The sequence below is a fragment of the Metabacillus lacus genome, assembly GCF_009674805.1.
Taxonomy (GTDB): Bacteria; Bacillota; Bacilli; order Bacillales; family Bacillaceae; genus Metabacillus_C; species Metabacillus_C lacus.
The window spans coordinates 1-23,060 of record NZ_WKKI01000010.1; the positions used below are offsets into that span (position 1 = coordinate 1).

The 23,060-nt window shown below is 43.0% G+C and carries 21 protein-coding genes and 3 riboswitches; of the genes, 2 read left to right on the top strand and 19 right to left on the bottom strand.

Going from position 1 to position 23,060, the window contains the following annotated elements; translation table 11 throughout:
• Positions 1-777: 777 nt before the first annotated feature.
• Positions 778-1,674 (bottom strand): lipoyl synthase, encoded by an 897-nt coding sequence (lipA, locus tag GJU40_RS07510; RefSeq protein ID WP_154307210.1) that lies wholly within the window; start codon positions 1,672-1,674, stop codon positions 778-780.
• Between the two features lie 223 nt (positions 1,675-1,897).
• Here lipA and GJU40_RS07515 point away from each other — a divergent pair, with 223 nt between their 5' ends.
• Positions 1,898-2,926 (top strand): M23 family metallopeptidase, encoded by a 1,029-nt coding sequence (locus GJU40_RS07515; protein ID WP_154307140.1) that lies wholly within the window; start codon positions 1,898-1,900, stop codon positions 2,924-2,926.
• 79 nt (positions 2,927-3,005) lie between these two features.
• Here the strand turns inward: GJU40_RS07515 and GJU40_RS07520 are convergent, their stop codons facing one another.
• The 6 genes from GJU40_RS07520 to GJU40_RS07545 all read right to left on the bottom strand — a co-directional run bounded on the left by GJU40_RS07520 (position 3,006) and on the right by GJU40_RS07545 (position 9,846).
• The gene (locus GJU40_RS07520; RefSeq protein WP_154307141.1) at positions 3,006-3,113 is read right to left on the bottom strand and encodes a methionine/alanine import family NSS transporter small subunit; all 108 of its coding nucleotides are present in this window, start codon (positions 3,111-3,113) and stop codon (positions 3,006-3,008) included.
• Positions 3,113-4,630: a sodium-dependent transporter gene (locus tag GJU40_RS07525; RefSeq protein ID WP_154307142.1), complete on the bottom strand. Its 1,518-nt coding sequence runs from the start codon at positions 4,628-4,630 to the stop codon at positions 3,113-3,115. The genes GJU40_RS07520 and GJU40_RS07525 overlap by 1 nt, the downstream gene beginning before the upstream one ends.
• A 600-nt stretch (positions 4,631-5,230) precedes the next feature.
• Positions 5,231-6,787 (bottom strand): Na+/H+ antiporter NhaC family protein, encoded by a 1,557-nt coding sequence (locus GJU40_RS07530; protein WP_154307143.1) that lies wholly within the window; start codon positions 6,785-6,787, stop codon positions 5,231-5,233.
• 133 nt (positions 6,788-6,920) lie between these two features.
• A riboswitch (Lysine riboswitch) is annotated at positions 6,921-7,102 on the bottom strand.
• Between the two features lie 109 nt (positions 7,103-7,211).
• The gene (locus tag GJU40_RS07535) at positions 7,212-7,514 is read right to left on the bottom strand and encodes a YunC family protein (RefSeq protein WP_154307211.1); all 303 of its coding nucleotides are present in this window, start codon (positions 7,512-7,514) and stop codon (positions 7,212-7,214) included.
• A 58-nt stretch (positions 7,515-7,572) separates the two neighbouring features.
• Positions 7,573-8,967 carry a bifunctional metallophosphatase/5'-nucleotidase gene (locus GJU40_RS07540; protein ID WP_154307144.1) on the bottom strand — a complete coding sequence of 465 codons (1,395 nt, stop codon included), beginning with the start codon at positions 8,965-8,967 and terminating at the stop codon, positions 7,573-7,575.
• 24 nt (positions 8,968-8,991) lie between these two features.
• Positions 8,992-9,846 (bottom strand): DUF72 domain-containing protein, encoded by an 855-nt coding sequence (locus tag GJU40_RS07545; RefSeq protein WP_154307145.1) that lies wholly within the window; start codon positions 9,844-9,846, stop codon positions 8,992-8,994.
• Positions 9,847-10,573: 727 nt separating this feature from the next.
• On the opposite strand from GJU40_RS07545, the gene GJU40_RS07550 reads away from it, so the two are divergent.
• Positions 10,574-11,221 (top strand): VC0807 family protein, encoded by a 648-nt coding sequence (locus GJU40_RS07550; protein WP_154307146.1) that lies wholly within the window; start codon positions 10,574-10,576, stop codon positions 11,219-11,221.
• 75 nt (positions 11,222-11,296) lie between these two features.
• On the opposite strand, the gene sufB is transcribed toward GJU40_RS07550, so the two are convergent.
• From sufB to GJU40_RS07610, 12 genes are all read right to left on the bottom strand, one after another.
• Positions 11,297-12,694 carry a Fe-S cluster assembly protein SufB gene (sufB, locus tag GJU40_RS07555; RefSeq protein WP_154307147.1) on the bottom strand — a complete coding sequence of 466 codons (1,398 nt, stop codon included), beginning with the start codon at positions 12,692-12,694 and terminating at the stop codon, positions 11,297-11,299.
• Between the two features lie 41 nt (positions 12,695-12,735).
• Entirely contained in the window at positions 12,736-13,167 is a 432-nt protein-coding gene (gene sufU, locus GJU40_RS07560; protein WP_154307148.1) for a Fe-S cluster assembly sulfur transfer protein SufU, read from the bottom strand.
• The gene (locus tag GJU40_RS07565) at positions 13,157-14,383 is read right to left on the bottom strand and encodes a cysteine desulfurase (protein WP_154307149.1); all 1,227 of its coding nucleotides are present in this window, start codon (positions 14,381-14,383) and stop codon (positions 13,157-13,159) included. Before GJU40_RS07565 ends, sufU begins: the two co-directional genes overlap by 11 nt.
• On the bottom strand, positions 14,383-15,693 hold the full coding sequence (gene sufD / locus GJU40_RS07570) for a Fe-S cluster assembly protein SufD (protein ID WP_154307150.1): 1,311 nt from the start codon (positions 15,691-15,693) through the stop codon (positions 14,383-14,385). Before sufD ends, GJU40_RS07565 begins: the two co-directional genes overlap by 1 nt.
• Before the next feature lie 17 nt (positions 15,694-15,710).
• Positions 15,711-16,499 carry a Fe-S cluster assembly ATPase SufC gene (sufC, locus tag GJU40_RS07575; RefSeq protein ID WP_154307151.1) on the bottom strand — a complete coding sequence of 263 codons (789 nt, stop codon included), beginning with the start codon at positions 16,497-16,499 and terminating at the stop codon, positions 15,711-15,713.
• Between the two features lie 282 nt (positions 16,500-16,781).
• Positions 16,782-16,943: a YuzK family famiily protein gene (locus tag GJU40_RS07580; protein ID WP_170289352.1), complete on the bottom strand. Its 162-nt coding sequence runs from the start codon at positions 16,941-16,943 to the stop codon at positions 16,782-16,784.
• A 795-nt stretch (positions 16,944-17,738) separates the two neighbouring features.
• Positions 17,739-18,107, bottom strand: coding sequence for a carboxymuconolactone decarboxylase family protein (locus GJU40_RS07585; protein ID WP_154307153.1), 369 nt, complete (start codon positions 18,105-18,107; stop codon positions 17,739-17,741).
• A 190-nt stretch (positions 18,108-18,297) separates the two neighbouring features.
• On the bottom strand, positions 18,298-19,128 hold the full coding sequence (locus GJU40_RS07590) for a MetQ/NlpA family ABC transporter substrate-binding protein (protein ID WP_154307154.1): 831 nt from the start codon (positions 19,126-19,128) through the stop codon (positions 18,298-18,300).
• Positions 19,129-19,140: 12 nt separating this feature from the next.
• Positions 19,141-19,809, bottom strand: coding sequence for a methionine ABC transporter permease (locus GJU40_RS07595; RefSeq protein ID WP_154307155.1), 669 nt, complete (start codon positions 19,807-19,809; stop codon positions 19,141-19,143).
• Positions 19,802-20,827, bottom strand: a complete 1,026-nt coding sequence (locus GJU40_RS07600) for a methionine ABC transporter ATP-binding protein (RefSeq protein WP_154307156.1) — start codon at positions 20,825-20,827, stop codon at positions 19,802-19,804. Before GJU40_RS07600 ends, GJU40_RS07595 begins: the two co-directional genes overlap by 8 nt.
• Before the next feature lie 105 nt (positions 20,828-20,932).
• Positions 20,933-21,037, bottom strand: a riboswitch (SAM riboswitch).
• A gap of 117 nt (positions 21,038-21,154) precedes the next feature.
• Positions 21,155-22,477 carry an O-acetylhomoserine aminocarboxypropyltransferase/cysteine synthase family protein gene (locus GJU40_RS07605; RefSeq protein WP_425481208.1) on the bottom strand — a complete coding sequence of 441 codons (1,323 nt, stop codon included), beginning with the start codon at positions 22,475-22,477 and terminating at the stop codon, positions 21,155-21,157.
• A 57-nt stretch (positions 22,478-22,534) separates the two neighbouring features.
• Positions 22,535-22,637, bottom strand: a riboswitch (SAM riboswitch).
• Positions 22,638-22,710: 73 nt separating this feature from the next.
• Complete coding sequence (locus tag GJU40_RS07610; RefSeq protein WP_154307158.1) at positions 22,711-23,028, bottom strand: hypothetical protein; 318 nt, start codon at positions 23,026-23,028, stop codon at positions 22,711-22,713.
• Positions 23,029-23,060 lie beyond the last annotated feature (32 nt).

Genomic DNA, 23,060 nt, shown 5'->3' on the forward strand with positions numbered 1-23,060 from the left:
AGCGACAAGCATAAGATGGGTTGGACGAAAGGTCGCTCTTTGACCTTTTGACCAAGACAGCTTATGACCTCGAGCTGCTGGCGCCTGGAGCTGGACAATGTAGAAAAGCGGAGCCGGCTTGACCAGGCCTGACAAGCATAAGACGAGCATCTCTAAAAGGCGCTTTTTGCCTTTTTGAGATGCTTGGCTTATGACCTCGAGGGCCTAGCCGGCGGAGCTGGACAATGTAGAAAAGCGGAGGCAGCTTGCAAGGCTCGACAAGCATAAGATGGCTTGGACGTAAGGGCGCTCTTTGCCCTTATGGCCAAGACAGCTTATGACCTCGAGAGCCTAGCTGCCGGAGCTGGACAATAGAAAAGCGGAAGGCGCCGCTCAGCCCTGACCAGCATAAGACGAGCCGGTATGAAGGTTGTTCTTTAACCTTCAGGCCGGATTGGCTTATGACCTCGAAGGGCCTAGTGCACACATTTCAAAGGTGAGGGCATCCCAACCATATTCTTGGGATGCCCTCTTTTTGATGGGGAATGCAGCTTTTTGCTGGATGGAACTGACTTTGTTATAGCATCAGCCAGATAGTATAACAAAACGCACCTCTTTGTTATACTATCTTCGAAAATCAGCAACATACTATAACAAAACGCATTGTCCTCCCGACTTTCCCATGGCCTCATTCACGATCTACGACTATCTCCCCCCACCAGCACCAAAAAACCACTCACCCAAAAAAAAATGACCCGAAAAGCTCCCATAATTCAACGGCTTTTCGGGTCATCTCTATTAAGCTTGAGCCTGGCGCTGCTTTGATGCCTCATTTACTTGCTCATCAGCATGGTATGAGGAACGGACAAGCGGTCCGGCTTCGCAGTGGCTGAAGCCTTTGGTCATTGCGATTTCTTTCAGTTCTGCAAATTCATCTGGATGGTAGTATTTTTGTACTTTCAGATGCTTTTTGGATGGCTGCAGATATTGGCCGATAGCCATAATGTCCACAGAGTTGGCACGTAAATCATCCATGACCTGGATAATTTCTTCTTTGGTTTCTCCAAGACCGATCATGATGCTTGATTTTGTAGGAATGTCAGGCTGCATTTCCTTTGCTCGGCGCAAAAATTCCAGTGAACGGGCGTACGTTGCGCGCGCGCGCACTCTCGGTGTCAGCCTTTCTACTGTTTCAATATTGTGATTCAGGATATCTGGACGTGCATCCATCAGCGCTTTTAAGTTTTCGTATACTCCTCCCATGTCAGAAGGAAGGACTTCGATCGTTGTAAATGGGCTTTTACGGCGAATGGCTCTGACCGTTTCAGCAAAAACAGCGGATCCGCCGTCCTTCAGGTCATCCCTTGCAACCGCTGTTACTACGGCATGTTTAAGATTCATTAACGCAACTGAATCCGCTACTCGTTCCGGCTCTTGTAAATCCAATTCGTTTGGAAGGCCTGTTTTTACTGCACAAAAACGGCAGGCGCGTGTACAAACCGCACCTAAAATCATAAATGTAGCTGTTCGGCGGACTGCCCAGCATTCATGGATATTAGGGCATTTTGCTTCTTCGCACACTGTATTTAGATTGTTCTCTCTCATCATTTTCTTAAGACCGGTATAGTTTTCGTTGGTATTAAGCTTAATTTTCAGCCAATCCGGCTTACGGACATGTTCTTCTTTTTTTGCCATCATGATCAGCTCCATTTAGTATAGTTTTTCCTATTATTTGTATAAAAAAGGATGATATCCAGAGAAGAATTATAAAAAAATCAGTTCTCCATTCAGATACTCTAAAGATTTCTACAAATTCCACTTTAACACAACAAAGAAAGGTAGGACAAGGAAAAGAGAACGGATACAATTTCTAACATTTTCTATCTATTTAAAACGCGTTGCTGTTCACACTATAGATATGATTGTATGGAAAGGAGCAAAAAACGTGCGATACATTTGGCTGGCCGTGATAAGCTGTCTTTTTTTCGCCGCATTTCCCCTAAATGCCCTGGGGGCAGAAACTTTGGATCAAAAACAGGCGGATGAACAGCGGTTACTTTTATATAAGAAAACAGCTGCAGTGACAAATGTACCTTGGCATGTGCTTGCTGCGGCAGATCAGTATGAACGAAATGTTAGAAGATCCAGGCGGGATTTGTCTAAGCAGGAAGGCCTGATCGGCATTTATATTCCTGCACCTCTGTGGGCGGGACCCCTAAATCCCCTTCAAGAGGATACAAACCCTGCGAGAATTGATTTTTTCGGAGGTATTGGCAAGGATGGCAATGGAGATGGAGTGGCAAGCAAAACCGATGATGAAGATCTGCTGTATACCTTTGCACATGTTTTAGGTAAGTATGGCAGTGACATGGATAATATCAAGATAGGCTTATGGAACTTTTATCACCGCGATAAAACTGTTGGCATCATTGTAGGCCATCATAAAATTTTTAAAAAATACGGACATATTCATCTGACAGAACATGCTTTTCCCGTTCCCCTTCGGTCAAACTACAGCTACCGCAGTACATGGGGAGATGCCCGCGGCTGGGGTGGACGCAGAATTCATGAGGGTACTGACATTTTTGCCAATTATGGAGTTCCTGTGCGCTCTACCGCATACGGCGTAGTAGAAATGAAGGGATGGAACAGATTCGGAGGCTGGAGGGTTGGAATACGGGATTTAAATAACACGTATCATTATTATGCTCATCTTAATGGATTTGCTGACGGTCTTCATCCTGGACAAATTGTGGAGCCGGGCCAGCTGATTGGTTCTGTCGGAAGCTCAGGCTATGGGCCGCCGGGGACCTCAGGAAAATTTCCTCCACATTTGCATTACGGTATGTATAAAGACAATGGAAGAACAGAATGGTCTTTTGACCCTCATCCCCACCTGCGCCTGTGGGAGCGGGCAGAAAGGCAAAAAAACAGAAAGAAAAAGTAAAACCGTAAAAAACCCGCCGGCTTTGGCGACCATCTGACTCCATAATAAAAGGCGGACTGCAGGCAGCCCGCCTTTTATATTATTTTGCTTGTTTTGATTTCACTACAGCATTCGCAATGGATGCTGCCAATCCTCCCCAAATCACCACGACTCCTATAAGCATCATTGTAATTGCTCCACCGCTCATTATCGGGAAACCTCCTTCTCTGCAGGAAGTTCAATGGAACCCTTCTGCCATTTTATAAGTGAGAATGCAATGCCGAGCAGGACTGCAGCACCTGCAACGAGCCATCCGGAATAGAAAAGGAAGGTTTGAGAGTAATCTCCTCCGCCGTATGGATCAGTGATATTGGTTCTGATTTTATCGAACATCATATAGCCCAGAATGACCGGTGTAATAATACCAAGGCACACCTTCCACCACGTGCCAAGCAGAATATCGGAAAGACTGTTTGCATAAGACTGAAGCGAGTTCAGCTGTTTTAGGAACCATACCACAACGATAACTTCAACAAGACCGGCCAAAGCTACCCCAAAGCTGTTGATAAACTCATCCGCTACATCAAGGAAGTACAAGCCTCCTCTTGTTGCAAAAAGAACGGAGATGAGAGCTGACACTCCACCGCCTACCAGCACTGCTTTTCTGCGGGAAACATTGAATTTTTCCTGTACACCGGCTACAAATGTTTCAACGATTGAGATCAGTGAAGTCAGTCCTGCCAGCACGAGAGATCCGAAGAAGAGGAATCCAAAGAATGCATTAAATGCAGGGAATTCATTAATGATTTGCGGGAAGACAACAAATGCCAGCCCGATCCCTTTTGACACAACTTCCCCAACAGGAACCCCCTGCTGCATGGCCATGAAACCAAGAGCACTGAATACACCGATTCCGGCAAGCAGTTCAAATGCCGAGTTTCCGAAACCAGTAATGAATGCATTATTTGTAATATCAGATTTTTTTGGCAGGTAACTGGAATAAGTAATCATAATAGCAAATGCAATTGATAAACTGAAGAAAATCTGTCCGTATGCTGCCACCCATACTTTACCATTTAAAATGGTATCCCATTGTGGTTTAAAGAATGCATCAAGTCCCTGTGCTGCTCCATCTAACGTAACTGCACGGATGACAATGATCAGAAATAAAACAACTAGAGTCGGAATAAAGATCCTATTCGCTCTCTCAATACCTTTCTTTACTCCTGCAGATAAAACACCAAGGGTGATGACCCACACAAGCACCAAAGGAATGAATACTCCTCCTACCAGACCGCCGAGCTGTCCAGGCTGTTCAGCAACTTGCAGATACTCGCCGAACAAGAATCCATTTGTGTCTTCTCCCCAGCTCAGATTAAATGAGAACACACTGTAGGACATTGCCCAAGCTATAATGACTGCATAGTATGTGGAAATAACAAATGCAATTGCTACCTGCCACCATCCTACCCATTCAGCTTTTTTATTTAGTCTTGCATAGGACAAAGGTGCTGAGCCTCTGTTCTTATGCCCGATGGTAAATTCTAAAACTAGTAGCGGAATACCTGCTGTTAATAATGCAAATAAGTACGGAATAAAAAATGCGCCTCCGCCATTTTCATAAGCAACACCCGGAAATCTCCAGATATTACCCAATCCAATCGCAGATCCTACTGCTGCCATGATAAAGCCTGCCCGTGTTCCCCACTGAGGACGATTATCCATTTGTATAGACCCCCCTAGTCCAACCATCTATAAACAGTTGGAAATTTTGATATTTTCTGATTATTTAATTAATCTATACATAGTATAAATGGACATTATGCCTATGTCAAAATAAAATTTTATTTATTTACTATTTTACTATGATGATTATCTGCCACTATCTTCCTACTAGGAACAAGGTAAGCCGTGATTTTATGCAATACCTTATAAACAGAAACACTTTTGAATACATAGCTTTATGGTCGGGATTCATAGAAGAAGTAAATAAAAAAACCGATTCGCGAAATCGAAGCGGTTTCAGGCCGTAGACAAACTCGAGAATTCCAAGTTTGCCTGCGGTCTATTTTAATAAATGTATAGAAATTCCAATGTGGTGAGATTTCCACTCCGATTAGGCACTAGATTTGGAGTCAAGTACTAAGAATATTACAGCTGATTGAAGCAGGACAGGTGGAACTCCACAGTAGCGGTCAGCGATGAAGAGGCTCACCGCCCGCACCCGAAGCGAAAATCAGCCTTTTTCACACCATGATCCTAAACAAAAAAGGCAGCGAGAAGGGCTTCTCACTACCTTTTGTCGACAATGTATTCGGTTTTTTCCTATGCTGAAGCATTTTGTGTTTTGTCACGCAGAAAGAACACCATCACTGCAAGCAGGACCAGTACCGCTGCAAGGCTTAGCAATGTGCTGCCTGTTAAGCCGAGAATCAGGAATCCTGCTGCGCCGGCAGCTCCTCCTAGCAAGGCATACGGAAGCTGAGTTAAAACATGGTCGATATGGTGGCTTCCGGCACCTGTGGAAGAAAGAATGGTAGTGTCTGAGATTGGTGAACAATGATCTCCCAGAACGGCTCCAGCTAAAACTGCCGCCAATGAAGGCAGAAGCATAGAGATATCCGTAGCGGCTGCAATTTCTCCGGCAATTGGAAGCATGATACCAAACGTGCCCCATGATGTTCCCGTTGCGAATGCCATAAAAGCACCCAGTATAAACAAGATAACCGGAAGATAAGCAATATTCATATTAGATTGTTCAACCAAACCGGCCAGATATTCACCAGTTCTCAGCTGCCCGATCAAATCTACAATCACCCATGCAAAAATAAGAATATAAATAGCTGGAAGCATGGACTTTGAACCCTCCACGAAAGCTTGAGGAAGATAAGAACTGTTAATTCCTTTGCTAAAGAAAAGAATGAGCGTCACGATCAGCCCGAACAATCCTCCATAAACAAGTGACGCAGAGACATCGGTATTTTCAAAAATAGTAAAGATGTTTGTTGGAGCATCTCCCGGAATATTGGAATATCCAGTAAACAGCATAGCAGCTACTGTACCTGAAATCAATGCCACAATCGGCCAAACCAGGTTCCCTACAGTGCCTTTGTCACTTGTCGGCAGGCTGTCTTTAATTTCACCTACCGGCGCTTTATCAGGGTCTGCAACGATACCCTCTTTGATGGCACGCTCTTCGTGTACCTTCATGCTGCCAATATTAATATTAAAATATGCTGTCGCAAATACCATCGCAATGGCGGCAATTACATAAAAGTTCATTGGAATCATTGCAACAAACGCAGAAAGCGGTGTATATTCCTGCACACCATGTGTTGCAAGAATAGAGCCGATCAGCGCAATAATGTATGCACCCCAGCTTGAAACCGGTGAAACCACACAGATTGGAGCAGAAGTCGAGTCAATAATATAAGCAAGCTTAGCTCGGGATACTCGCTGGCGGTCCGTAATCGGTCTGCTGACCTGTCCGACAGCCAAAGCATTGAAGTAGTCATCAATAAAAATCAAAATTCCCATAAAAGCTGCCGTCATTTGTGCACCAGTGCGCGTCTTCACTCTCTTTTGCGCCCAGTCGCCAAAAGCACGGCTTCCTCCAGAAATAGAGATAAGTGCAGTGACAATACCTAAAATAATGAGAAATAAGAGAATGTATACATTCCATGTGTTCAGAGCACCTTCGTCAATGAAAACGCCGGCAATCGCTCCGCCAACAGCTTGAAGCGTACCAAGGATAGAAAACTCTTCAAGAATAAGGGCCGCTGAAAGAATTCCTACACCAAGTGATAAAAGAACTCTTCTCGTAAGAATAACCATGATGATGGCAATAATGGGGGGAAGAATTGAAAAGATAGTGCCTTCCATAATAAAACCTCCAAATAATTTATAGGGCGAGGGCACTATTTCGCATGCAGGATAATGAGAAAATAAAAAAGAGCAATGATAGAAAATAATCATTACTCCAACCGGTCAGGTTATGAATATATTATCCTCCATCACGATCAGTAGCCCTCCACTACAGAAGTTTCTCTGTAATGACAGTGTTACCCTTGTTCAAGGCAACCCCAGCAGATAAAGATTGACAGCTTTACCTGCTTCGGCGAAAAATCCTTTCAGCAAAAATCAACGGTTGTCAGCCTTCTTTTGCATACTCTTAATTCCCGCTCCTCTACCTCATCGTAAGATAAGGTGAATGGTATTCAATTGATTTCTATTCATTCTAACAAGTTTTTATGTGCCGGGCAATACTTTTTACCTGGAAAATAATAACTTTCTTGAAGGCTGATTTTCACAGCATCTTCAGCAGTGCATCTCTTCCCTTCATCCCCGCAGTAATCCCTCTGTTTTCCGCTTCGAATGTGATCGATTCCAAGGGCGCATCAAGCAGCTGTTCGATTGTCCTTACACCAACAGCACGGCCTGCTATAATTTTCCGGTCCTTCAGCTTTTCATTCAATAGCGCTACGTCCAGCGCTCCACACATAATATAGCCATTTTCACTTGTGACAGCCATAAAATTCGTTTTGGGCAGCTTAACAGTTATTGCAGTAAATTGCTCACCATCTATAGAAATAGGAGACATTGTCACCATAGTCATTACACTCCCTTCTTACTCCACTTTATGAAAAAGCAGGGAAATCGTGTATAGGCTATGAACCAAGTAAATACTGCAGCTTCCAGCTAAGTACATCTCTTAAAAACTCAGGCATAAAGTACTCCTTATGCTCTGCATGAGATATGACCGGGAAGAGCGGCCCCAGCGTAAACATATCAACGGTGGCAACTTTGTAGGTTTTATGAAGGTCCAATTTCTCACCAAGTACAGAAATGGATGCAACGTGCTCCTTCCCGTCTTCCAGGGTAACAGTCTCGACTTCGATTCCTTCAAAGATCATTCTCCCCATGACTTTCCCCCTGAAACCAAGGCCTTTCAATTGAAGATGCTCCATTCTTTCCGTCCTTGCTTCAAGGATCACTTCTTTCAGTGCACTTCCTTTTAAAGAAACAATACAGGGATTAATCGGATGAGGGCAGATTCTGTGCAAATCTGCCTTTGTAACAGGCCCTTTTGCCAGCCCTTCAAGCAGCAGGCCGGCGTTCAGCATGCACAAATCAGTTTTACACCACTCTTTAACAGCCTGAGCCAGTATGCGCGGCAGCTGAGACTCACCAAACCAGTCTGCTTGAAGATCCTCATCTAAACGGCCAATCACCTCAGACAGAATGGCATTGCTTACCTTTTCTTCAGCAGCCAGAACTGCAAGGGTGCGGGGACAACCTGCTTCCTCAGGAGTTTCCAGAAGTTCAGCAGTTTTTGAAAGGAGATTTCCGTGTTCATCAAAATCAACCGCAATATATCCAACATACTGGCCGTATTTTCCTGCACCGGCAAGCAATACTGTATTCACCATTTTCCCCTGCGGAAGAACATGGTGTGTATGGCCTCCTATAATGATATCTATTTCCGGAAAACTCTCTGCTATTGTTTCATCTTCTGAAATTCCCAGGTGAGAAAGAAGAATAATTAAGTCCGCCGCACCTTTCACCTCTTTCAGTGACTGGCGCAGGCTGATGTAAGGATCAACAGCCTCCCACCCCAGGAGTCTGTAAAAAAGCTCATAGTAAACTGTAATACCCAGCACAGCGGCTCTGCTTCCATTTGCAAGTTGTATAAAATAATAAGGAACGGCCCAATCCGGCCGTTTTCCCCCCTGATATAACAAATTGGAGAGAACAACAGGAAAGCTGGCAGATCCGTATAAGTTATCCAGTGCATCATGAGGCAGAGTAATTCCTTCGTTGTTGCCAATTGTCACTGCGTCATAGTTCAACTCATTTAACAGATTAATATTCGCTTTGCCGAGTGTCGCCTCTGTTATTGGATGTGACCTGTCTACATGATCTCCGATATCAAAAAGCAGATGTTGTTCATTGTCGACCAAATGCCGTTTCCTTCTTGTTTCTATAACCGCTGCAATGTGAGGCCATTTCTCAAAGTGGCTGTGCAGATCATTTGTGTGATAAATATGCAATGTTTCCTTCATATACCTCTCTCCTACTAAACCGTATTACTCGTCAAACATGTCCAGCTGCCGATCCCCAAGCCCGTTGTATTCCACTCCTAAAAGCTGGATCATCTGCTTTGCATTTGCAGCAGCATCTCCACCGGAGTTATTGTTAAATAGTATAAACACATGCTCTGAGGATTTTTGCAGTGATAATGCATGTTGGGCCCATTCTTCCAGTTCAGCTCTGTTATATTGATAAAGATACCTCACTTCTCTCCAATGCTCATCACTGCCGGTCTTGTTCCATCCATGTACATTTCTTCCGTGCAGCCTTACTAAAGTACTGCTGCTGTTTGTCGGAACAAGTATCGCAGGTATGGACCCTTCGCCAGCCTGAGGCTCATCACAAATGCTATGTATCCAATTTTCTTCCTTCATAAAAGAAAGAGTTCTTTCATAGTATTCCGGCTTAAACCAAGATTGATGCCTGAATTCCAACGCACAGGGGATATCTCCCATTTGCTGCTTGCACCAACGCAGGTATTCCACATTCTCTTTTTTGCAAGAAAACCATGGCGGAAACTGAAACAGCACCATGGCCAGTTTTCCTGCTTCTATATAGGGGGATATTGACAGCTGAAACGCTGCAAACATCTCCTCCTTGCTGTCAAAAGGAATATCCCCGCGCTGATGTCCGGTCATGCCTTGATAAGCTTTAATAATAAATTTGAAGACATCAGGCGTTTCTCTTATCCACTTTTCGTTATTGCGCTGAGGCTGTATCGCATAAAAGCTTGCATCCAATTCCACAATTGGAAAATGCCCGCTGTACTCTTTTAATTTGCTTCCGGAAGATATTCCTTGGGGATACAGCAAATCATGATCTCCCCAGCCCGTAACACCTACATATATCATGGTAAAAACACCTCTTATCCAATATACAATACATTCATGGAACAATCCCAACGAAAAGCGTAAGCAGCCGCAGTTGGGGGCTTTCTTTCCTTGAAATCCCGTATCACAGAATCTCCCAAAGCGGTTTTATTCTTTATACCCTATTTTTTCGCCTAATGACAGATTTCGTTGCTGAGGCAGCACCTTTTGCCAAAAGCGTCGGACGAACAGCACGTTCAAAACAAGACTGTCCGACATCCCATCAAGCCATAAGATTGTGTAAATACCTATATACATCCTTTTTGAAAGGGGCCTTGGAAAGCCACTATTCAGATATAAACGGAAGAACTCCGCCTATTCAGAAAAAACAATGAGAATGGCCTGAAGTAAACGGAGGAATTCCGTCTATACACCTAAAAAACTGCTAAATTGATGATTTTCAGCAGCTTAAACGGAATTTATTCCCTTATTTCCCCTTTGATATGGCTTATTCTGAATGTAACCGGAATTTCTACGCTTATTTTTTCTTTGTTGGGATATGGCGTTTTGTGAATGTAGAATTTATAACCGATTTCTTTAGAACGATTGTTTAATAGCTGAAAACAGCATTGCCAAGAGTAATTAAAAGAACTCTTCCTTTTACACATTTATACGGACTTCATCCAACATCCAACAGGCAGAGGTTTGTTTATTTTCTCTTATCTTAGTAGAAAAGAATATGGTATGATGGGAAAAAAAGGAGGGCGCTATGAAGAAACATTTGATTATTGGTGATTTGCTGTTTTATTTAGCTCTTCCGTACCTGATCTGGAAGTTTGGACAAGCTCCGCTGGGAGACTATTATGCCATGCTGCTTTCAACAGTTCCGGGAATTTTCTATACAATATTCAGATTTTTATCAGAACGGCAATTTAACGTAACAGGTTTATTTATTTTGAGCAGTCTTGTTGTAGGCACTACAGTCGACGTCATCTCAGGCTCAGCCGCCAACATGCAATGGAATAATGTGTACCTCTCGCTGGGGTTCGGATGTTTTTGGATTCTCACCATGCTGATCCGACGGCCGCTTGCCCTTTACTTTGCAATTGACATTGCCTATATGCAGGGTCAGTCCCGTGCAAAAAGCAAAAAGCTTTATATGACACCAAAACTGCTTCCCTGGTTTTATATCATATCAGGAATTTTTGCATTAAGAAGCTTTCTTTCGGGCGGACTAAGAAGCTACCTCATTCAGACGTTCGGCGTTGCTAATTATGATTCCATTCTATTTTATATGAAGGTGTACGGCTGGTGCTTTTCTGTCATCATTTTTGGCGCCTTTATTATTCTTGGGATAAAAATGAACGAGCAGGCAGAATCATCCGATATGACTAAAAAACCTGCTGAAGCAAACTAAGGCTGATTGTTTCGCAGTGAAAAATTGAAAACTTTTGCTCATGAAAAAAGCTCGCCGGCTGGCGAGCTTTTTTTGTTATCCTATTGAACCTTCCATTTCGAACTTGATCAGACGGTTCATTTCTACTGCGTATTCCATTGGAAGCTCTTTTGTGAATGGCTCAATGAAGCCCATTACGATCATTTCAGTTGCTTCCTCTTCAGAGATTCCACGGCTCATTAGATAGAACAATTGCTCTTCAGAAACCTTTGAAACCTTCGCTTCATGCTCTAATGAAATGTTATCGTTTAAAATTTCATTATAAGGAATGGTGTCTGAAGTTGACTGATTATCCATGATGAGTGTATCACATTCAATATTGGAGCGTGCGCCTTCAGCTTTACGGCCAAAGTGTACGATTCCACGGTATGTTACTTTACCGCCCTGCTTGGATATTGATTTAGAAACGATTGTGGACGACGTGTTTGGAGCAAGGTGAACCATTTTCGCCCCTGCATCCTGATGCTGGCCTTTTCCTGCAAGAGCAATGGATAGGGTCATTCCGCGAGCGCCTTCTCCTCTCAAAATAACAGCAGGATATTTCATAGTGAGCTTGGAGCCGATGTTTCCGTCAATCCATTCCATTGTTGCGTTGGCATCACATACAGCACGCTTTGTTACAAGGTTGAATACGTTGTTTGCCCAGTTTTGGATTGTCGTATAACGGCAGTAGCCGCCATCTTTTACGATGATTTCTACAACAGCACTGTGAAGAGAGTTGGTTGTATAAACAGGAGCTGTACAGCCTTCCACATAGTGTACATGTGCGTCTTTGTCGACGATGATGAGTGTACGCTCAAATTGTCCCATATTCTCAGAGTTGATGCGGAAATACGCTTGCAGCGGAGTATCCACTTTTATTCCAGGCGGCACATAAATGAAAGATCCGCCTGACCATACAGCCGAGTTTAAAGCGGCAAATTTATTATCAGTTGGAGGGATCGTTTTGCCAAAGTGCTCCCTGAAAATGTCTTCATTTTCTTTTAAGGCGCTGTCTGTATCTTTAAAGACAATGCCCAATTCTTCTAGATCTTCTTTCATGTTGTGATAAACAACTTCAGATTCGTATTGAGCGGAAACACCTGCAAGGTATTTTTGTTCTGCTTCAGGAATACCAAGTTTATCAAACGTACGCTTGATTTCTTCCGGCACTTCATCCCATGAACGCTCAGATTTTTCTGACGGCTTAACGTAATACGTAATCTCATCAAAATTCAGTGCAGCCAAATCTCCTCCCCATTGAGGCATTGGCATATTATAAAAATGCTCTAGAGATTTAAGGCGGAAGTCCAGCATCCATTGCGGCTCTTCCTTCATTCTTGAAATTTCTTCAACAATCTCCCTTGTCAAACCTCTTTTAGAGCGGAAAATGGATACATCTTTATCTGAAAAACCGTACTTGTAATCGCCGATATCAGGCATTTTTTTAGCCATCCGCTTTCACTCCATTCTGTCCGGCAGTTTACCAGACATAATTATTCTTGAGAAACGCCTTTTTCCATGGCTTTCCACGACAGCGTTGCGCATTTTATTCGGGCAGGAAATTTTGAAACACCGGCCAGCGCCTCAATATCCCCTAAGTCAATGCTATCATCATAATCTTTTCCTTGCATCATATCTGAGAATATTTTTGAAAGCTTTAATGCTGTGTCCACTTCCTGACCCTTAATAGCCTGTGTCATCATTGAAGCTGATGCCATGGAAATGGAACAGCCTTCACCATCAAATTTCGCATCTTTTACCACGCCATTTTCGATATTCAAAGTTAAATGAATTCTGTCCCCGCAGGTTGGATTGTTCATATCAATTGTTATACTGTCCTCCAGTGATCCTTTGTTCCGGGGATTTTTGTAGTGATCCATGATGACTTGACGGTATAAAGTGTCAAGATTCGCATTAAAAGACATTTGTAAAATACTCCTTCGTTTTTCTGATAGCCGCAGCAAGCTCATCAATTTCTTCCTCAGTATTGTAGAGATAAAAGCTCGCTCTTGCTGTAGAAGAAACTTTCAGCCATTTCATCAGCGGCTGTGCACAGTGGTGGCCTGCACGTACAGCAATACCTTCTGCATCAAGCACAGTTGCCACATCATGAGGATGTACATCCTCTATATTAAATGTTACAAGTCCGGCGCGTTCGCCCGGACCCGGTCCGTATATCGTCAATCCGTCAATTTGTGAAAGCTGTTCCATGGCATAATCTGCAAGCTTGTGTTCATAAGCCTCAATGTTATCCAAGCCGATGTCTTCAAGAAAATCAATTGCAGCACCCAGGGCAATCGCTCCGCCGATAATTGGTGTTCCGGCTTCAAACTTCCACGGAAGCTCTTTCCAGGTGGATTCCTCCAGGCCGACAAAGTCAATCATTTCTCCGCCAAACTCCACCGGTTCCATGTTAGACAACAAAGCCTTTTTCCCATAAAGTACCCCAACACCGGTTGGGCCACACATTTTATGTGCTGAAAATGCCAGAAAATCACAGTCAATATCCTGTACATCCACCTTTGTATGAGGAGCAGCCTGAGCTGCATCGACAACCATAATTGCACCATTATAATGAGCAATGTCAGCAATCTCTTTTACAGGATTGATTGTTCCAAGCACATTGGAAACCATCATGACTGAAACAATTTTTGTGTTTTCTGTTACAGTTTCCTGTACATCCTCAAGGGAAATGGTCCCATTTTCCTGCAGCGGGATATACTTTAACACTGCACCGGTGGCACGGGCAACCTGCTGCCAAGGAATAATATTCGCATGATGTTCCATATAGGTTATGACAATTTCGTCCCCGGGCTGCAAATGCTCTCTGGCATAGCTGGATGCAACAAAGTTAATGGCAGTCGTCGCACCGCGGGTAAAAATAATTTCTTCATACGTTTTGGCATTGATGAATTTGCGGACCTTTTCACGGGAACCCTCGTATGCATCAGTTGCCTTCGTCCCAAGGGTATGAACACCCCGGTGAACGTTAGAGTTATACTCGCGGTAGTACTGATCCAGAGTCTCAATCACTTTGATCGGCTTTTGGGATGTAGCTGCACTATCAAGATAAACCAGATCCTTGCCATTGACCTTTTGATTCAGAATTGGGAACTGTTTGCGAATATCCTGTACATTCATTACTTAACTTTCCCTTCAATCACTGCAGTAAGCTGCTTTTTAACTCCTTCGATAGGAAGCTCGTTTACTACAGGTGCAAGGAAGCCATGAATAACAAGTCTTTCAGCCTCAGCTTTAGTGATTCCGCGGCTCATTAGATAATACAGCTGAAGCGGATCTACACGGCCTACAGATGCAGCATGTCCTGCTGTTACATCATCTTCATCAATCAAAAGAATCGGGTTGGCATCACCGCGCGCTTTTTCGCTTAGCATCAGGACGCGGGATTCCTGTTCAGCATTTGACTTGGAAGCCCCATGCTCAATTTTTCCGATTCCGTTGAAAATAGAGGATGCATTGTCTTTCATCACACCATGCTTCAGGATATAGCCCTCTGAGTTTTTGCCAAAGTGGATAACGCTTGTTGTAAAGTTCTGCTTTTGCTCGCCGCGCCCCACAACAACAGTCTTGGTATCGCCATAAGAGCCGTCACCCATCAGATTTGTAATATTCTCGGAGATGGTATCACCGTCATTCATCAGTCCTAAAGCCCACTCAATTTTCGCATCTCTTCCAGCTGTACCGCGGCGGTTTACATATGTTGTAACGCCTTTTGCCAATGTGTCCACAGCACCGTATACAACCTTGGCTCCGTCTCTGGCAATGACTTCAGTTACAATATTAAACACACCTTCAGCCTGATCTGTTACTGAAATATAGTTTTCTACATATGTCACTGAACTGAAGTTTTCCGCCACTACGATTACGTGGTTAAAAAGCGCTGTATCAGGATTTTCGTGTACATAAACTGCCTGAAGCGGCACAGAAACCTCCACGTTCTTCGGTACATAAACGAAAATACCGCCGTTCACAAGTGCAGCATGAAGGGCTGTTAATTTATGTTCATCAACCTTAACGCCTTCTGTCATAAAATACTTCTGCAGCAGGTCTCCATGCTCCCTGGCAGCCGTATGAATGTCTGTAAAAATGATTCCTTGGTTTTTCAATTCTTCACCAAGGGTAAGGTAAGCAGGAGTATGATCGCGCTGGATGTACAAAGCTTGACTTTCCTGCTCTGTATCAACAAGTGCTTTCACTTCCTCAGGAAGTTCTTCCAAAGAAGAATACACGCTGCTGTCCACTGTATGTTTTTTAAAATTTGTGAAATTCCAGTTATCAATCTTTGTCTTGTCCGGTTTTGGCATTGAAAGACTTTCTGCCTTACTGAGTGCGTCCAGACGAAGATTTTTTAGCCATTCCGGCTCGCCATGTCCGTTAGAAAAGTTACTGAGATAGTCCCGGCTGATTTGTAAGTTGCTTTCCAAAGTCATGATAATCCCCCTATCGTTTACGCTTGTTCTTGGCCAACTGTTTCGTCTTCAATGCCCAGTTCCTGCTTAATCCACTCATAACCTTCAGCTTCAAGGCGCTGAGCAAGTTCAGGACCTCCGGATTTAACTACTCTTCCCTGCATCATTACATGCACAAAGTCTGGAGTAATATAGTTAAGCAAGCGCTGATAGTGAGTAATCATCAGGCAGCCGAAATCTCCGCTGCGCATTTCATTGATTCCTTTAGCTACAATCTTCAATGCATCAATATCAAGACCGGAGTCAATCTCGTCAAGGATGGCAATCTTCGGCTCGATCATCATCAATTGAAGAATTTCATTGCGTTTTTTCTCTCCGCCTGAAAAACCTTCATTCAAATAACGCTGAGCCATATCCGGATCCATTTCAAGAGCTTCCATGTTGGAATCCATTTTGCGGATAAACTTCATTAATGAAATTTCTTCGCCTTCTTCGCGTCGGGCATTAATAGAAGAACGAAGGAAGTCTGCGTTTGTCACACCGCTGATTTCGCTTGGATACTGCATAGCAAGAAACAGACCTGCACGTGCGCGCTCATCCACTTCCATTTCCAGCACGTCTTCACCGTCAAATGTGATGCTGCCTTTTGTCACTTCATACTTGGGATGACCCATGATTGCTGAAGAAAGCGTAGATTTACCAGTTCCATTAGGTCCCATAATTGCATGAAATTCACCTGATTTTATTTCAAGGTTTACACCCTTTAAAATTTCTTTCCCATCGATCTCAACGTGTAGATCCTTAATTGTTAAAGTTGAAGCTGCCATTGCGATACCTCCAATAATATATAAAATTCATTTTATTATCCATTCTCATTTTATTCTCATTCTTATCTTATAACAAATTAAAAGTAGAATCAAATTAAATCTCCCGCAGTTGCCCGCACGCATCAACCTTAAGTATAATTCTTTCTGTCAACCCATTCAAACATATTATCCTCTTTATTGTAAACGATTTATCAAAAAAGAATTCAGCCGCGCTGAATCGAAAAGGAACCAGTGAATATCACTGGTTCCCGGTTAGTTTCATATATGAAAGATTTCCGTTGGCTAAGATAGGTTATTGTGGACTTTACGGTTTACTTCTGCAACAATCTGCTGACTTGCCGCATAGTCCCTTTCTCTTCTTTTCTCAACAAGCATCCTATTTTCGTGTTTATTGCTGTACTCCGCATAACCCATTCCATGGGCTTGATGCATGGCTTTTTCCATTTCATTTGTCACGTTCAGGTCAAGTTGTTCCTGCGTGTTGATAATGAATCATCCTTTCAAATTTTCTTTTCATATTGTAATTACCCTAGTCTCATAAGGTCAAACCTCAAATATTTGATTAAGTGCCGGAATCAGCAATGGTAATCAGGAATGCTTAGGAATGCTTTTAATCACAGCGTATTGAAGCATGTACTGTTTCACCCAATAATGTCCCTCATCGCCCATATGAAGGACATTTCTCTTGCTGTTTCACCCAATAATGTCCCTCATCGCCCTTACTGTTTCACCCAATAATGTCCCTCATCGCCCTTATGAAGGACATTTCCCTTGCTGTTTCACCCAATAATGTCCTTCATCGCCCCTATGAAGGACATTTCCCTTGCTGTTTCACCCAATAATGTCCTTCATCACCCCTATGAAGGACATTTCCCTTGCTGTTTCACCCAATATTGTCCTTCATCGCCATATGAAGGACATTTCCCTTGCTGTTTCACCCAATAATGTCCTTCATGACCTATGAAGGACATTTCTCTTGCTGTTCAGCTCAAATTTGTCCTTCAATCCCTGCTAAAGGACATTTAACCACACATATAAACGGAGTAACTCCGCCTATTTAGAAAAAACAATGAAATGGACTGAAATAAAAGGAGGATTTCCGACTATGTGTCCCCTATGAAAGACATCTCCGTTGCTTTCACATATAACCGCATTTCTTATGCTTATTTTTCCACGTCTTGTAAAACTAAAATTTCAACATCCCAAAAAACCGCAAAAAAAAAGCCCTGACTAGGGCCCTTAATGCAGCTGATTCAGTTCTGATATGGCCTCTTGAACGAGCGTGACAGCCTGGCTCATTGCAGCTCCTCCGCCGAACGCTGCAGTTACGCCTAGTGCTTCAAGTATTTCTTCCTCACTGGCTCCCTGATCAAGACAGCCTTTTGTATGGTAGATCATGCAATATTCATCTTGAGAAACAACGCTGATTCCCAGTGCAATCAGCTGTTTTTCTTTTTGTGACAGAACGCCTTCTTTAAAACACGCTTCTGTAAAAGTATTAAAATGACCGGCAATCTCCGGCATTTTCTGTGTAAACGTTCCTAGTCCCATTTTATAATCGAGCAGGGCTGCTTCTGTAGAGTTACGAGGTTCAGAAAAATGTTCCATATAGATGCACTCCATTTCAGTAATTTGTCACAGTTAGTATGCTGGAAAAAAATATTTTTATTCACATCCGCAAAGAAAACTGCGCTTCTTCAGGTGGGTGCAGCCCGAAACTTACTGTAAGACTCTGCAGGGGGACAGAGTCTCTTCATAGAAAAAAGCCGATGAAGAATTCACCGGCCTTTTCTATCACTTATTTATTTGCAGAAAGAACAGAACCTTGATATCTTTCTTCAATAAAGCTTTGAATTTCTTCAGACTGAAGAACTTCTACAAGCGCTTTGATTTTATCTTTATTCTCGTCGCCTTCACGAACAACAATCAAGTTTACATATGGGTTGTTTTCCGGAGATTCAAGAGCGATTGAATCTTCAGCAGGATTTAAATCCGCATCAAGTGCATAGTTACCGTTAATCATGATTGCATCAGCTTCATCGTTTTCATAAGCTCTTGTCAGCAATGCTGCTTCAACATCTGTTTTGAATTGAAGATTTTTTGGGTTTTCAGCAATATCATCTACTGTTGCTTCTCTTTTTTCTACTCCTTCATTAAGAGTAATCAAGCCCTTTTCTTCCAGCATGGAAAGCATACGGCCATGATCAGCCACAGAGTTGCTCATTAGAATTGTTGCTCCATCCGGAAGATTTTCAAGTGAATCATGTCTTTGGGAATATACGCCAATCGGCTCAATGTGGACTCCGCCCGCACTGACAAAGTTATAATCATTGTCAGCAATTTGAGACTTCAGATATGGTTCATGTTGAAAGTAGTTAGCATCCAATTCGTTCTCATCAAGAGACTTGTTTGGAAGGATGTAGTCTGTAAACTCTACAACTTCCAGCTGATAGCCTTTTTCTTCAAGCAAAGAAGTTGCCTCTTCAAGAATTTCAGCATGAGGGACTGGAGATGCACCAATTTTAATTGACGTGTCTTCTCCTTCTCCTGAACCGCCATTAGAACCTCCACATGCTGCTAGTGCTGCTGTTGATAAAGCTAATACTGTTGATAATACTAATTTTTTCATCTAATTTTCCTCCTATCGTTTATCTAAAGCCTTAGTTATGATATCTCCAATAAATTGAATGATAAATACTAGAATTAAAATGAGAACAGTCGCAACAAGTGTTACATCATTGCGGCCTCTTTGAAATCCTTCCAGAAAGGCCAGATTTCCAAGTCCTCCGGCACCGACAACTCCCGCCATGGCTGTGTAGCCTACAAGAGCAATCGCAGTGACAGTAATCCCCGATACAAGTGCAGGCATCGATTCGGGAAGCAATACCTTCATTATAATAGTAGACGTTTTCGCTCCCATTGACTTGGCAGCTTCAATCACTCCCTTGTCTACCTCTCTTAGTGCTATTTCAACCATCCGCGCATAAAAAGGAGCAGCTCCAATAATCAGTGCGGGCAGCGCAGCATTTGCTCCGAGCATGGTTCCAACAAGCGCTTTTGTAAAAGGAATCAAAAGAATGATCAGAATGATGAACGGGATAGATCTGAAAATATTCACTACCCCTGCTACAACTGCATTTACACCTGTATTTTCCCAAATATTCCCTTTTGAGGTTAAGAAAAGCAGCAAGCCGAGAATGATTCCAAGAAATAAGGTAGCAATGACTGAAATGCTTGTCATATAAATTGTTTCATATGTTGCATCCCAGATTCTATTCCAGCGTACATTCGGAAGAAGTGTCTCAAGCATTTGCAATCACCTCCACTTCAACCTGCTGGCTGTTGAGAAATTCGATAGCCTTGCTTACTTCTTGATCATCTCCATCGATGTGAATAAACAACGTGCCATAGGCACCGCTCTGAGTCTGTGAAATTTTACCCTGCAATATGTTCACATCTACAGAAAACATTCTGATCAAGCCGGTAATCAACGGCTGTTCGGCACTGTCTCCAACGAATGTCAGCTTGACAATCTCACCTGACTTATACTGTTGAAGAAGATGTTCGATGGTTTCTTTTGTTTCTTCAGGTTCAGTTACCTGCTGGACAAACCGCTTCGTAATCTGCTGCTGCGGTTTTTTAAATACAGTCAGAACCTCACCCTTTTCAACGATTCTTCCAGCCTCCATGACAGCCACGCGGTGGCAGATTTTCCTGATTACATGCATTTCGTGTGTAATCAGAACGATGGTAAGGCCAAGTCTCTCATTGATATCTACAAGCAGTTCCAGGATGGAATCGGTTGTTTGAGGATCTAATGCAGATGTCGCCTCGTCACAAAGAAGAACTTTAGGGTTGTTTGCAAGTGCCCTTGCAATTCCTACCCTCTGCTTTTGTCCTCCGCTCAGCTGGGAAGGATAGGCGTTTTCTCTGCCGTCCAGTCCAACCAGCTTGATTAATTCATCTACACGTTTGGCACGCTCTTCTCTGCTGACACCCGCTATTTCTAACGGAAATGCAATATTCTCCCTGACTGTCCTCGACCAGAGGAGGTTGAAATGCTGAAAGATCATGCTGATTTCATGCCGTGCTTCCCGCAGCTCTTTTCCTTTAATGGAATGCATTTTTCTGCCGGCTATTTCTATGGATCCGCTTGACGGCTTTTCCAGCCCGTTTAGCAGGCGGATTAGTGAGCTTTTTCCTGCTCCGCTGTAGCCGATAATGCCGAATATTTCACCTTTTTCAATGTCCAGGTTCACATTTTCAACGGCAGTAACATTTCCGGATTTCGCTTTATACACCTTTATTACATCAGATAACTTGATCATGACTTCACCTTCTTTCGCAATACACTCACTGGTTATTACCCTAAACCAACTAAAAAAGCCTTTCTGTTCATAAAATGAGCAGAAAGGCTTTTGTTTATAACCTTTCTCTCATCTTTCAAAGCAATTGCTTTGAGTGAATTGGCACCATTTCAATTTCTTGACGGTTGCCGGGCTTCGCAGGGCACTTCCCTCCACCTCTCTCGATAAGAGACTATTAATCTATTTTAATACGTTAATGCGTTAGTAAAATTCAGTGAGAAATACTTACGAGAGTGATCATATCATGATGAACTTTTTCATGTCAACTATTAATATATAACTTTTTAACTACGACTTGACCCCTTCTTCTCTTTTGAACGTGATGCCTGTTGCTTTTTCAATGGCCTGTTCCAGATCTTCAATTAAATCATCAATGTGTTCAAGACCTACTGACAGCCTGATCAAGTCTTCTGCTACACCGGATTTTTCAAGTTCCTCTCCGCTCAGCTGCTGATGTGTCGTACTGGCAGGATGAATAATCAAACTTTTGGCATCTCCCACATTTGCGACATGAGACCAGAGTTCTACAGAATTAATCAAGTCAGTTCCAGCCTTTCTGCCTCCTTTTATTCCAAAGATGATGATGGCTCCAGCGCCTTTGGGCAGATATTTTGCTGCGAGTTTTTGGGCAGGATGATTGTCGAGCTCAGGATATGACACCCATTCTATAGCAGGGTGTGCTGACAGATATTCAACGAGTTTTCTCGTATTCGCAATATGTTCCTTCATTCTGACATGAAGTGTCTCAAGCCCCAGTGTAAATTGAAATGCATTGAACGGGCTCAATGACGGACCGAGATCTCTGAGCAGCTGAACTCTTGCCTTCACAATGTATGCCGCATTTCCGAAGGTTTCAGAATAGACGATATGGTTGTAGCTGGGATCCGGCTGGTTCAGCCCCGGATAGGCAGATGACGACCAGTCAAAAGTGCCTCCATCAATAATCAGCCCACCTAACGTTGTTCCGTTTCCGAGCAGCCATTTTGTAGCTGAATGAACAACAATATCAGCTCCATGCTCAATCGGTTTAGTGAGAAAAGGAGTTGCAAACGTATTGTCCACGATTAGCGGAACACCGGCTTCGTGAGCTATTTCAGCCACTGCTTCTATATCCAGAACAGAAAGACTTGGATTGCCGATCGTTTCCGCAAAAACAGCCTTAGTTTTAGGCGTGATGGCTTTACGGAAATTTTCAGGATTCTCAGGATCTACAAAAATGGTTTTAATGCCGTACTTGGGCAGTGTTGTTGAAAAAAGATTATATGTACCTCCGTACAAAGTAGATGCTGCAACGATCTCATCGCCTGAACCTGCAATATTCAGGATAGCAAGTGAAACAGCAGCCATCCCGCTTGCAACAGCCAGAGCTCCGATCCCCCCTTCCAGTTCAGCCACTCTTTGTTCCAGCACTGAAGAAGTAGGGTTATGAATTCTTGTATAAATATATCCTTCCTCTTTTAGACCAAATAAATTAGCAGCGTGGTCAGTGTTTTCAAACAGATATGAATTGGATTGATAAATTGGAACCGCCCTTGCCCCTGTTTCCCTCTCCCTTTGAAGACCTCCGTGAATATTAACTGTTTCTTCCCGGTATTTTTTTGTCATGTTCATCCTCCTTTAAAAATAAAAAACCTCTTCCGGAGAAGAGGTTGATTGAATAGATGTCTCTTCTTATCTTTCAAAGCAGATTGCTTTGCAGGATTTGGCACCGTGTTCACAAACCGGTTGCCGGGCTTCACAGGGCCAGTCCCTCTGCCTCTCTTGATAAGTTATAAAGTTGTTATAACCAAAATAATACACATCCCCTTGAATTGTCAACAGAAATTTCAAACTATTTCAACTTCTTATAGAGACAGAGACAGAATTGATTCGAGCTTTAGTATGTTTCTATAGCTCCCTTTCATTTCAATTAATCCAAGCTTATGCAGCTGGCGGATTCTAAGACTGCCCCATAGAATTTCTTCCAGCGTGATTCCTGATGCAACAATGGAAATATCAGGCTGATCGTAACCACTGGCTTGTGAAGCAATTCCGTCTCGACAAAAAACAAGAGTATGTTTTTCATCAGGAAACTGAAGTTCCACCAGCAGATTCTTCGCAGGAAGAAGCGGTACCAGGAGATTTATGCTGTTTACCTGATGCAAAAAAGCTTCAAGTGTCATTGTAAACCCTCCAATGCAGAATGTACTTCATA